This window comes from Streptomyces sp. NBC_01775 (genome assembly GCF_035917675.1).
GTDB lineage: Bacteria > Actinomycetota > Actinomycetes > Streptomycetales > Streptomycetaceae > Streptomyces.
Genome location: NZ_CP109104.1, coordinates 8,665,630 through 8,677,135 on the forward strand (window position 1 = coordinate 8,665,630; position 11,506 = coordinate 8,677,135).

At 70.9% G+C, this 11,506-nt stretch carries 11 protein-coding genes; 6 read left to right on the forward strand and 5 right to left on the reverse strand.

All coding sequences use genetic code 11. The features are described from left to right. Positions 1-415 precede the first annotated feature (415 nt). Together OHB04_RS38225 and OHB04_RS38230 are read left to right on the forward strand one after the other, a co-directional pair. Positions 416-883 (forward strand): Clp protease N-terminal domain-containing protein, encoded by a 468-nt coding sequence (locus OHB04_RS38225; protein WP_326692215.1) that lies wholly within the window; start codon positions 416-418, stop codon positions 881-883. A gap of 66 nt (positions 884-949) precedes the next feature. Continuing rightward, the gene (locus OHB04_RS38230; protein WP_326692216.1) at positions 950-2,035 is read left to right on the forward strand and encodes an EamA family transporter; all 1,086 of its coding nucleotides are present in this window, start codon (positions 950-952) and stop codon (positions 2,033-2,035) included. Here OHB04_RS38230 and OHB04_RS38235 read toward each other — a convergent pair. Continuing rightward, on the reverse strand, positions 2,022-2,678 hold the full coding sequence (locus OHB04_RS38235) for a pyridoxamine 5'-phosphate oxidase family protein (RefSeq protein WP_326693102.1): 657 nt from the start codon (positions 2,676-2,678) through the stop codon (positions 2,022-2,024). The two genes, OHB04_RS38230 and OHB04_RS38235, sit on opposite strands and share 14 nt — an antisense overlap. Before the next feature lie 109 nt (positions 2,679-2,787). Between OHB04_RS38235 and OHB04_RS38240 the strand changes: the two genes are divergently transcribed. Further along, complete coding sequence (locus tag OHB04_RS38240; protein ID WP_326692217.1) at positions 2,788-4,119, forward strand: aminotransferase class I/II-fold pyridoxal phosphate-dependent enzyme; 1,332 nt, start codon at positions 2,788-2,790, stop codon at positions 4,117-4,119. 73 nt (positions 4,120-4,192) lie between these two features. Here the strand turns inward: OHB04_RS38240 and OHB04_RS38245 are convergent, their stop codons facing one another. Beyond that, entirely contained in the window at positions 4,193-4,654 is a 462-nt protein-coding gene (locus OHB04_RS38245; RefSeq protein WP_326692218.1) for a pyridoxamine 5'-phosphate oxidase family protein, read from the reverse strand. A gap of 232 nt (positions 4,655-4,886) precedes the next feature. On the opposite strand from OHB04_RS38245, the gene OHB04_RS38250 reads away from it, so the two are divergent. After that, the gene (locus OHB04_RS38250) at positions 4,887-5,516 is read left to right on the forward strand and encodes a cysteine hydrolase (RefSeq protein ID WP_326692219.1); all 630 of its coding nucleotides are present in this window, start codon (positions 4,887-4,889) and stop codon (positions 5,514-5,516) included. Between the two features lie 208 nt (positions 5,517-5,724). On the opposite strand, the gene OHB04_RS38255 is transcribed toward OHB04_RS38250, so the two are convergent. Both OHB04_RS38255 and OHB04_RS38260 read right to left on the reverse strand, forming a co-directional pair. After that, positions 5,725-6,447 carry a hypothetical protein gene (locus tag OHB04_RS38255; RefSeq protein ID WP_326692220.1) on the reverse strand — a complete coding sequence of 241 codons (723 nt, stop codon included), beginning with the start codon at positions 6,445-6,447 and terminating at the stop codon, positions 5,725-5,727. A gap of 160 nt (positions 6,448-6,607) precedes the next feature. Beyond that, positions 6,608-8,041: a hypothetical protein gene (locus tag OHB04_RS38260; protein WP_326692221.1), complete on the reverse strand. Its 1,434-nt coding sequence runs from the start codon at positions 8,039-8,041 to the stop codon at positions 6,608-6,610. A gap of 398 nt (positions 8,042-8,439) precedes the next feature. On the opposite strand from OHB04_RS38260, the gene OHB04_RS38265 reads away from it, so the two are divergent. Beyond that, positions 8,440-9,381 (forward strand): MBL fold metallo-hydrolase, encoded by a 942-nt coding sequence (locus tag OHB04_RS38265; RefSeq protein WP_326809260.1) that lies wholly within the window; start codon positions 8,440-8,442, stop codon positions 9,379-9,381. A 123-nt stretch (positions 9,382-9,504) separates the two neighbouring features. Here OHB04_RS38265 and OHB04_RS38270 read toward each other — a convergent pair whose 3' ends face one another. Then, positions 9,505-10,734 carry an epoxide hydrolase family protein gene (locus tag OHB04_RS38270; protein WP_326809261.1) on the reverse strand — a complete coding sequence of 410 codons (1,230 nt, stop codon included), beginning with the start codon at positions 10,732-10,734 and terminating at the stop codon, positions 9,505-9,507. Positions 10,735-10,930: 196 nt separating this feature from the next. Here OHB04_RS38270 and OHB04_RS42035 point away from each other — a divergent pair, with 196 nt between their 5' ends. Beyond that, positions 10,931-11,476 carry a POT-type proton-dependent oligopeptide transporter gene (locus OHB04_RS42035; protein WP_442815124.1) on the forward strand — a complete coding sequence of 182 codons (546 nt, stop codon included), beginning with the start codon at positions 10,931-10,933 and terminating at the stop codon, positions 11,474-11,476. Positions 11,477-11,506: the final 30 nt, after the last annotated feature.

Sequence of the window (11,506 nt, forward strand, 5' to 3'; positions counted from 1 at the left end):
TGCCGGGCAGTGCCAGCAGCCGGCGGCCTGGCACGGAGCGAGTGCTGACGCCCATCGGTCTCCTTGGCCGGCCGGGTGCGGGAGGGGCGGTGGGGATGATGTGGGCGGTGAGGCTCGGCGGGTCATGGGCTGCCCCGGGGGGAGCGGGCAGTGCGTGTTGTGGGGGTGGCGCCGGTGCGCTTGTTGACAGAGCCGCGGGTACCGCGCCTGCCGGTCGGGTGCGTGGCCGCTTCTCCTCCCCAGGGAGGAGGGGTCGGTCAGATGTGCCCACCCCCTGGTGGACGGGCATATGCCACGAGGCGCCGATGTCTCGCACAGATGTATGTGATGTGGTGTTCGGGTGCAGAGCTCTACACCGTCCGGCGAGCCGGCTGACTCGGGAGTCGAAGACCAGGTCAGCGATGCGCTCGCCATCATGATCGACACGGCCCGCCGCCGTGCGGCCCGTGACGGCGACCGCCAGATCGACACGGCGCACCTGCTGCACAGCCTGCTGGAGTCGGACAGCGGGATCTGGGAGTTGCTGGACGGCGGCAGCCCCCAGGTGGGGAAGCTCCTCGGATACCTCGTCCAGCGCAGCATCGGATACGGACTCCGCTGGCAGAGTCGCGTGGAGGACTCGGGCTCCCTGCCCGCGGTCTCGGAGCAGCCCGGCGGCGCTCCCGGCTGGTCGCCCAGCGCGACGGCGGCGCTGGAACTGGCCGTCGGGCGCGCCCGGCGGCGAGGCAGGGCGTACGCGGAAGGGGTGGACCTGTTCGCGGGCGTGGTCGCGGATGAGGAGTGCCGGGGTGTGGAGGTGCTGCACCGCGCCGGTGTGGACACCGGGAGCCTGGCCGTACGTCTGGGAGTCGCGAGCCACCCTGCGCCCGGTGGCCAAGGGTGAAACCCGCACCCGGATGTCAGGGGTGAAAGAGGTGACACCCCTGTCGGGGCCTGAGATGATGCGCCGATGCGCGAAACCCCACCCGCCACGGACGGCGCTCCGGACAGCTCACAGGCCCGTACCTCGGGGCTCGTTCTCGCACTGCTGTCCGCCTTCGCCTTCGGCAGTTCGGGTGTCGCGGCCAAGCCGCTGATCGAAGCGGGGCTTGAGCCCCTTCACGTCACCTGGCTGCGGGTCGCCGGGGCCGCACTGGTGATGCTTCCGCCGGCCTGGAGACACCGCTCGCTCGTGCGGGAGCGGCCCTGGCTGCTGCTGGGGTTCGGACTGCTGGCCGTGGCCGGGGTGCAAGCCTTCTACTTCACCGCGCTCTCCCGCATCCCCGTCGGGGTGGCGCTGCTGATCGAATATCTGGCGCCGGCGCTGGTGCTGCTGTGGGTCCGGTTCGTGCAGCGCAGGCCCGTCACCCGGGCCGCCGCGATGGGTGTCGTGCTCGCCGTGGGCGGGCTCGGCTGCGTGGTCGAGATCTGGTCGGGGCTGCGGCTCGACGGGCTCGGACTTCTGCTCGCGCTGGGTGCCGCGTGCTGCCAGGTCGGCTACTTCGTGCTGTCGGACCACGGCAGCGCACCGGAGGGTCCGGGATTGGAGAGCTCGGGCGGCTCCGGAGACCGGCCGCCGGCCGACCCGCTGGGCGTCATCGCCTACGGGCTGCTGATCGGCACGCTCGTGCTGACCCTCGTCGCCCGGCCCTGGAACCTGGACTGGACGGTCCTCGGCGGGCAGGCCGAGATGGACGGCACTCCGGTGAACGCTCCGTTGCTGCTGGCCTGGATCGTACTGATCGCGACCGTGACGGCGTACCTGACCGGAGTGCTGTCCGTGCGCATGCTCTCGCCGCAGGTCGCGGGCGTGGTGGCGTGCCTTGAGGCGGTCATCGCCACAGTGCTCGCATGGGTGCTGCTGGGCGAACATCTGAGCGCCGTACAGCTCACGGGCGGTGCCGTGGTGCTGCTCGGTGCCTTCATCGCCCAGCGCTCCGCGCCCAAGGCGCCCTCGCAGGCGGCCTCGGCCCGGCCGCCGTCCCGGGGCGGAGCGGGGGACGGGCGGGCCGACGACCGCCGTAAGGGTGCGGACACGGACGTCAACGTGCGGTGAGGTAGTCCGGGACGGGGGTTCCTGGAGGCAGGTCGTCGGCCGGTATGGGGGTGCCGTACACCGGAGCGACGGGCAGGACGCCGGACCAGTGCGGCAGTACGAGATCCTCCGGCTCGTCGTTCGGCCCGCCGGCGCGCGCCTTCGCCGAGACCTCCTCCAGATCCACCCGGACGACGGCGGTCGCGGCCAACTCCTTCGCGCTCGCCCGGCGGGAGTCCTCGACGCGGCCCGGAACGATGGCTTCCACGATCGCGTCGAGGGCCCGGACACGCTCCTCGTGGTCGATGACCTGGTGCGCGATGCCGTGCGCCACCACCGTGCGGTAGTTGATGGAGTGGTGGAAGGCCGACTTGGCCAGCACCAGGCCGTCCACATGCGTCACCGTCACGCAGACCGGCAGGCCGGAATCCGTCTCGCCTGCTTCCCGCAAGGGGCGCGATCCGGTCGAACCGTGCACGTAGAGGCGCTCACCCACGCGCGCGTACAGCGTCGGCAGCACGACGGGTCCGCCGTCGCGGACGAACCCCAGATGGCAGACGTAGCCGTCGTCGAGGATCGCGTGCACCAGCTCCCGGTCGTAGGCCACGCGCTCCCGGGCGCGGGTGGGGGTGGTGCGCTGGGTGCGGGGGTAGGCGGGGGCGATGCCTCCGTCCGCTGTCGTTCCGGCCGGCTCTCCGGCAGTCCCGGTGGATGTTGTGCTGGTCAAGACGACTCCCTTGCCGTGGTGATTGCACTAGTGCATACTGTTCTTTGTGCTAGGAGACTACAGGATCGAAGGCAAGGGCGCAGCTGAGATCGCGGTCAGCGTGGAGCGCGGGATCGGCAGTGGAAAGCTGAGCCCGGGGGAAGTGCTGCCGCCGATGCGGGAGTTGGCGATCGAGCTGGGGGTGAATCCGAATACGGTCGCGGCGGCCTACCGCACCCTTCGGGAGCGCGGGGTCATCGAGACGGCAGGCCGCAGAGGCAGCCGGGTGCGTGAGCGGCCCGCCTCCGCGCCCCGCGAGTCCATCCGGGTCGAGGTGCCCGAGGGCGGCCTCGACATCTCCACGGGGAATCCCGACCCGGCCCTGTTGCCTCCGCTCAGCGCCGCGTTCGCCGTCTCCGCAGACTGCGCGGCTCGCGCGCCTGTGCTCTACGGGGCCCCGGACGCCGATCCGCAGTTCGCGGCACTCGCCCGCTCCGCCTTCGACGCGGACGGTGTGCCGGAGGGCCCGCTCGCTGTCGCCTCGGGCTCGTTGGACGCCATCGAGCGCGTGCTGAGCGCGCATCTGCGCCCCGGTGATCCGGTCGCCGTCGAGGACCCGGGCTGGGGCAGTCTGCTGGACCTGGTGCCTGCGTTGGGGCTGCGCCCGCTGTCCGTCGCCGTCGACGACGAGGGCCCGATGCCCGCCGAATTGGAGCGCGCGCTGGGGGAGGGGGCACGGGCAGCCGTCGTCACCGACCGCGCCCAGAACCCGACAGGTGCCGCCATCACCGCGAAGCGGGCCCGCGAGCTGCGCGAGGTGCTGTCCGGTCACCCCGATGTGCTGCTGATCGAGGACGACCACGGGCACGGCATCGTGGACCTCCCGCTCCACCCTCTGGCCGGCGCCACCCGGCACTGGGTGCTGGTGCGCTCCACCGCCAAGGCGTACGGGCCCGACCTGCGTCTGGCGATGCTCACGGGTGACCCGCTCACCGTCGACCGGGTGCGCGGCAGACAGCGGCTGGGCCCCGGCTGGGTCAGTCACCTGCTCCAGCGCGCGGTGGCGCACCTGTGGGAGTCAGGGGTGCTGGACCCGGCGGAGGTGGCCGGATCCTACGGAGAGCGCAGAGCTGCCCTGATGCGGGCGCTGTCCGAGCGGGGGGTAGCGAGCCACGGGCACAGCGGCATGAACGTATGGGTGCCGGTGATGGACGAGACGGGGCCGGTCGCCCGGCTGCTGGGCGCGGGATGGGCGGTCGCCCCCGGTACCCGCTTCCGACTGGCCTCGCCGCCCGGTCTGCGGCTGACCGTGTCACCGCTCGCTCTGGAAGACATCCCGCGGCTCGCCGACGACCTCGCGGCGGCCCTGAGACCGGGGGAGGCACGGCGGTACGACTGAGCGGGGGAGAGGGAGATGGGGGCGGGGAGTGGCGAGGAGTGGTCGAGCCGGGGGAGGGTGGCCGGTGGGGTGGTCAGAGTTTGCGGAAGTCCCAAGAGACGAGAGATTCGGGGGTCAGGCGAAGCCAGGCGTGCCGGCCGTCGTGCGGCATATGGTCGAGGCCGAAGTATTTGACGGTGAACAGCCGCTCGGGCTCGGCCAGCTCAGGACAGGGCTCACCCGCGCGGGGGGCCTCGCCGACGAACTCCACGGTGCCGGACAGCTCCACACCGCACAGTTCGCCGTAGTCCTCGCCGTCATCCACCACCACGGCCACTCGTGGGTCCCGGCGCAGTTGGGCCCAACGCCTGCTGCGGGTGACCGAATACAGCCACAGTGAGCGGCCGTCCCAGCAGAACCACAGCGCGCCGACGTGCGGCGCCCCGTCCCTGCCGACTGTGGCGACCCGGCAGGTGCGCTGAGCCAGAAGGAACGCGTCACGTTCCTCGGGCGTCATCATGATCCGGCGACCCCGCCGCTGCTCCGTGACGGCCATGTGTCCCTGCCTCCCCGCACTCCAGTGTTCGCGTGCGCCGCGACCGCAAGTGTTCGCGGGTACCGCGCCCCGTATCCAATTCCTGATGGGGCGTCAGGAAAGCATGAATGCTCTTCCAGCGCTACGCAATGCCCCCTATGGTGCGCCCCGCCCGGCCCCGCCACGGTGGGGCGGCTCAGCACAGCCGATTCGGAAGACGAAACAGCGGACGTGGATGACGAAAGGGAAGCCCATGCCTCCGGACGACCGGCTCGCCGCACAGCTCGATCCCGCCACCACCGCCCTGCTCACCATCGAGTGCCAGCGCGGCATCGTCGGAGAGGAGAGCGCGCTGCCCGAACTCGCCCAGGAGGCGAGGGAGTCGGGGGCACTGGAGCGGATCGCACTGCTTACCGGCGCCGCACACCAGGCAGGGGTCCAGGTGCTGCACGCCGTTGCCGAACGCCGCCCGGACGGCAAGGGGGCGAACCGTAACGCCCGGCTCTTCCGTGCCGCCGAGCGGCTGCCGGTGCGCCAGCTGACGGGCTCTTCCGCCGTACGGGTCGCGGAGCCCATACCCGTCACCGAGCAGGACCTGATCGTGCGGCGGTTGCACGGGCTGTCGCCGCTCGCGGGCACCGATGTGGACGCGCTGTTGCGGAACCTCGGCGTCCGTACGCTCGTGGTCACCGGCGTCTCGGCCAATGTGGCCGTGCCCAACGCGGTCTTCGACGCCGTCAACCTCGGATATAGGGCCGTGGTGCCCGCCGACGCCATCGCCGGGGTGCCCGCCGACTACACCCCCGCGATGGTGCGCAACACCTTGTCCCTGGTGTCGACGGTCACTACCTCCGAGGAGGTGCTCGTCTGCTGGAAGGGCTGAACTGAAGCGGGATCCCGACCCGAGCTCGGGTCGGGATCCGGGTCCGGACCCCAAGCCGCGGGCTCCGGGGGACGGCGCACGGATGCTCTGTGGGCAAGAAGGTGAGCGCCGCCCCGGCTGGAGCGGCAATGGCGGCTGCGAAACGCCAGTGGGCGCGACGGCGCACGTGGGACAACTGGCGTACCGGGTCGAGGTTGGCGTGCGCCGGTCACGGTGCCAGTGCGGTGGCCACCCGGGAGAGGCGGTCGGCTGACAGCGCGAAGCGGTTGGCGGGGTTGCGGAAGGAGTACTCGCTGTCGTTGACGGAGAAGCCGTGCCCGGCTGTCGTCCAGCGTGCGGGGCCGGGAGCTCCTTGAGCCTCCAGAAGAGCGGAGGCGAGGGGTTCGGGGGTCTCCACACCGGTGCGGGCGCGCAGCGCGACCGTCAGCCGGTCAACGGCATCGTCGGGCACCTCGACGTCACCGAACGCCGGCAGCAGGAGCAGCAGGAGGGCATGGGGATCGGTGGTGCTGCCGCCGGGAAGCGCATTGTCCGCGGCCGTCACCAGTTCGGGCCAGGACAGGCCCGGTCCCATGAAGTGCCCGTCGTCCCGGGCGAGGAGCTCGGCCCGGTCCCAGTCGGAGTGGTGAAGGAGGTAGTCGGTGCCAGGGCCGTCCCTGAGAGTGCGGTAGACGACGTGGAGACGGTGACCGGTGGCGAGTGGCACGGTGAAGGTCGGCCACTCTGCCCGTTCCCACAGCCGCCGCTGGAAGTCGCCGGCGGCGTCGTAGTCCGCGCCGAACAGCAGCTCTTCCGCCTCCTCGCGCTGGACGCACGAGCCGAGGTGCCCCAGCCAGAACAGGGGCTCGTCCAGAAGCCCGGCCTGGTGAGTGAGGGGGCCACCGTCGTACCCCGGTATCCGGGCAGGATGCAGGTCCGCACTGTTCGTCACGGAAGACATCATGCCTCCCGGACTCCGTTACGGGGGGCCCACCGCCACACGTTACGGGGGCCCACCGCCACGGGGATCACCTCAAGCCCTCGCCGCAGCACCTCCGGCCAATCCCGCTGCCCCTGCCTCGCGTACCGGCCGGCCTGATGAGGTGGGCGGGTCAGTGGTCGAAGACCTCGCCGAAGCTCAGGCCGGTGTTTCCGGTGAAGCCGAAGTCGGAGCCGTTGAACGAGGTGATGCTGTCGGTCGTCAGACCGGACGAGGCGCCGCGCAGGACCCAGACCGCGCCCGCGTCCGCCACCGTGCCGATGTCCTCGCCCCCGGCGCCGGCGAACAGGTCGGCCTTGCCGTTGTTGTTGATGTCGGCGAGATGCACGCTGGCGCCGAAGCGGTCGGCGTCCTCGCCGGTGCCGGGGACGCCGGTGGTTTCCTGGTGGAAGGTCTGGGCGCCGGTGGTGCCGACGCCGTCGGCGGAGCCCTTGAGGAGGACGACCGTGCCGGCGTTCCTGCCGCGTACGACCTCGGCGGGGACGCCGACGGCGATGTCCGCGTAGCCGTCACCGGTCACGTCACGTACGGAGACGTCGGCGCCGAAGCTGTCGCCGCTCTCGCCGGTGCCGGGTACGCCCGGGCTGGTCTGGTCGTAGACGACGTGCTCCCGGCCGGTGTTGAGGCCCCCGGGGGCGCCCCACCAGACGGTGACGGCACCCGCCTCCTGGCCTCCCGCCGGCTCGCCGGTGACCAGGTCGGTCCAGCCATCCTTGTCGATGTCGCCGGCCGCCGCCGAGCGCACTTCGGTGCCGCCGTCGGACAGGACGCTGTGGCTGTGGCCGATGTCGCCCGCGCCGCCTCGGAAGGTCGCCAGGTAGTCGCCGTCGCCGTCCCCGCGCTTCCCGTACAGCACGAAGTCGTTGCCGGAGCTGCCTGAGAAGTGCCCCGCGGCGACTCCGTCCAGTTGGACGTCCTCGGGAAGGAAGTCGTCCTCCAGGGGAAGGGCCACGTCGCTGCCGTCGCCCTTGGGCGTCGACTCCGAGTACCACCAGAAGTGGCGTCCGCTGACGACCTGGAGTTGCGCGGTGCCGTCCCCGTCGAGGTCGCTGAAGGAGGCGCCCTGGCCGAAGTTGCGGTCGTCGGATGTGGGGGAGACCAGCGCGATGCCGCCGCCTGTGAGGCCCTTCGCGCCGCCCCAGATGATCGAGAGGCTGCCGTCCGGCTTGCCGTCGACCTTCTCGTGCGGGGCGCCGGCTATCAGATCGGCGTAGCCGTCGTGGTTGACGTCGCCACTGGTGACGTTCTCGCCGAACTGGTCGCCCGCCTCGGCCGTTCCCGGTACGCCCGCGGTGTCCTGGGTGATGCGCGCCGAACGGGACGGTGAGACCCCGGACGCCGACCCGTACGTCACGACCACGGCGCCGGCCTTGCCGTTGGCCTTGGGTACCCCGATGGCCACGTCGGTGTAGCCGTCCCCGTTGAAGTCCTCACGCTGTTGCGAGGGCTCGGCGGTGGCCGGGCCGGCCACCGCGAGGGGGACCACGAGGCTGCCGGCGGCGAGGGCCGTCAGGGTCGCTGCTGTGACAAGCGCGCGGGTACGCATACGGTGTCCTCTTCGCTCTCTTCTGAGACGGAGTACGGAGTACGGAGTGCAGATCGGCAGTGAGTGCTGAGTACAGGAGCGGTGAGTGCGGGAGTGCTGGGTGCGGGAGTGCTGAGTGGGTGAGTGGTGATTCCGGGACTCAGACGGCCCAGTCGGGTGAATGGTTGTGCGTACAGGGGCAGTTGGGCCCGCTGTGGTGTCGTGCGCTCACGAATGTCGCGAGGCCGTAGGCCGTACGGCACAGGGCGGGCACGTCACGAGGGGCGGTAAGCTCGGCACCGCATTCTGCGGCTGAAGGACCGCCGACCGGCGGGTGGCACGAGATCTGCCCGCTGCCCCGCCGCGGAAACGGCGACCCCCGCTGCGCGCGGTATCCCCTCCCGCGAAAGGCGTGCCCCATGAGCAGTGCACCGCACGACATCACCGTTCCCGGAGCGCCACACGTCCAAGAGGTCAGCGAGGACATCTACGCCTACATCCAGCCCGACGGGACCTGGTGGATCAACAACACCGGCTTCCTCGTCGGCAAGCGGGGCGTCGTCAGTATCGACGCGTGTTCCACCGAACGCCGCACACGCGCCTACCTCGACACCATCCGCGGCATCACCCCCCGGCCGGTGCGCACCCTCGTCAACACTCATCACCACGGTGACCACACCTTCGGCAACTACCTCTTCGAGGGGGCCACCATTGTCGGCCACGAAGCCGTACGTGCCGGAATGCGGAATTGGGGTCTGCCCCGCTCCGCCCCGTACTGGACCGAGACCGAGTGGGGAGACATTCAGCTGGAGCCCCCTTTCCTCACCTACACCGACGCCGTCACCCTGTGGGTCGACGAACTGCGCTGCGAGGTCCGGCACGTCGGTACGGCCGCACACACCACCTGCGACTCCATCGTCTGGGTACCCGAGCGGCGTGTCCTGTTCGCGGGTGATCTGCTCTTCAACGGAGGCACGCCTTTCCTCCTCCAAGGCTCCGTGGCCGGCGCCATCCAGGTACTGACCGAACTGGTTGCCCCGCTGGGTGCCGAGACCATCGTGGCCGGTCATGGCCCCGTTTCGGGCCCCGGGCTGATTGAGGAGGTGCTCGGCTACTGCACCTTCGTCCAGTCCACCGCACGCACAGCCTTCGACGCGGGACTCTCCCCTTTGCAGGCGGCCCGTGACCTCGACCTCGGCTCCTACGCCGAGCTGGCGGACAGCGAACGGATCGTCGGAAACCTCCACCGCGCCTACGCGGAGATCGCCGGGGCGGCCCCGGGAGATCCCATCAACACCGCAGCCGCCCTGGAGGACATGGTCACCTACAACAACGGCCGACCCCTCACGTGCAGGGCGTGACGCCATCCGCCACAGCCATCCCTCATAGCCATCCGCCACACTCCGCCCGCGTTCGCGCACAGCGGCCTGGCGCAGAACCGAGGTTCTGCACCAGGCGCACGGTCGCCCTGGACGCAGGGTCTGTCAGCGCACTTTGCTGAAGAACTCGCGGACGTCGCTGACGACTTGCTCCGGGGCTTCCATCGCCAGGAAGTGGCCGCCGTGTTCGAGTTCGGTCCACCGCACGATGTTGTGGTCGCGCTCGGCCCAGCGGCGGATGGTCACGTCGTGGGCGGAGACCAGTACGGCGGTGGGCACCGTGCCACGCCGACCGGCTGCCCAGTCCTCCTGACCGTCGCCCCACCCGGTGCCGTGCTCGGCGCCGGAGCCGGTGCTCCAGTCGTCAGCTGCGGCCTCGCTCCAGGTGTTCGCGGAGATCTCCTCGTAGTAAACCTGGGCGGCAGAGGCGGCGGTGCCGGTCAGCCAGTACAGCGAGACCTCGGTCAGGACGCGGTCCCGGTCGATGCTGTCCTCGGGCAGCCCGTCTTCCGGGTCGGTGAGTTCCTTGAACTTCTCCACGATCCAGGCGAGCTGGCCGACGGGGGAGTCGGTGAGGGCGTAGGCGACCGTCTGCGGACGTTTGGAGTTGCACTGCAGATAGCCGTCGTTGAAGTTCTGCATCTGCTGCCAGCGTCGCTGTTCGGCCTCGGTGAGGCCGTCCATCTCGCCTTCCGCTCCGATGGGGAATGTGATCATGGCGTTGACGTGGACGCCGATCACGTGGTCCGGGGCCTGCTTGCCCATCTCCGGGGCGACCCACGAGCCGGTGTCGTAGCCCTGGACTCCGTAGCGCCCGTAGCCGAGGCGGGACATCAGCCCGGTGAGCACCCCGGCCATCGAGGCCGCGCCCATGCCCGGCCCGGCCAGCGGGGTGGAGAAGCCGAACCCCGGCAGGGAGGGGATGACCAGGTGAAAGGCCTCGGCCGGATCGCCGCCGTGCGCGCGGGGATCGGACAGGGGTCCGATGACGTCGAGGAAGTCCACCACAGAGCCCGGCCAGCCGTGCAGCAGCATCAGCGGCGCGGCATCGGGCTCGGGCGAGCGCACGTGCAGGAAGTGGATGTTCTGCCCCTCGATGGTGGTCATGTACTGGGGATGAGTGTTGAGTGCCGCCTCGTGCGCCCGCCAGTCGTAGGCGGTGCGCCAGTACCCGGCCAGCTCTTTGAGGTAAGCCGCCGGAACGCCGCGGCTCCAGCCGACGCCGGGCAGTTCCTCCGGCCAGCGAGTGGCGGCCAGACGGGCGTCCAGCTCGTCGAGCTGGGCCTGCGGGATGTCGATGCGGAAAGAGCGGATGCCGGGTGTCGTGTTCTCCATGGCCGGGACGCTACGGCCCTCTTAGGTCAGTTTCTGTCCTCACCTTCGTCCAGTCCGGAGACATGTCGGCGACCTCCGGGCGGCTGCTGAAGCTGCTGCTTTTCCTGCCGCGGACCCGCTGCGCCTGCTCCGGCCCCGAGCTCGCCGAACGCCCCGAACGCCCCCGACGTCAGCCGTCGCGGGCTCGTTCGTCCTGATCGTGCTCAGGCCGCTCTTCGCGGTGCTGTGGGTGCGGGCGGCCCCGCGGGCACCCTCGGTGCCGGTCAAGTTCGGTCTCGGGCTGGTGCCGGCCGGGCTCTCGTACGTGATGCTCGTGGTGCCCGCGGTGCAGCCCGGCAAGTGCAACCCGCTGTGGCTCTTCGGCGGTTTCGCGGTCATCACCGTCGGCGAGATCCTGCTCTCGCCCGTCGGTCTTTCGGTGACCACGCAGCTCGCGCCCGCCGCGTTCGTCACCCAGATGATAGGACTGTGGCCGGCCCCCAACGCTGCCGCGGGGCATCTCGGCGCAGGTCGTCCAGCTCTACGACCGGGCGCACGCGGCGGGTTACTTCGCGGCGGTGGGCGGAGCCGGTGTCCTCGTGGGCCTGCTGCTGCTCGCCGGAGCTCCCCTGATCCGGCGCCACACGGGCGACGCGGCATCGGGCGAGGCATCGGAGGATGCGGCGGCGGGCGTCGCGGCATCGGGCGACGGGGCGGCGCCGCGGCACAGGCCGCCCTAACCAGTGTCCGACGGGTCAGGTGACATCGGTGGACGCGAACCCGGCTTGCCGCC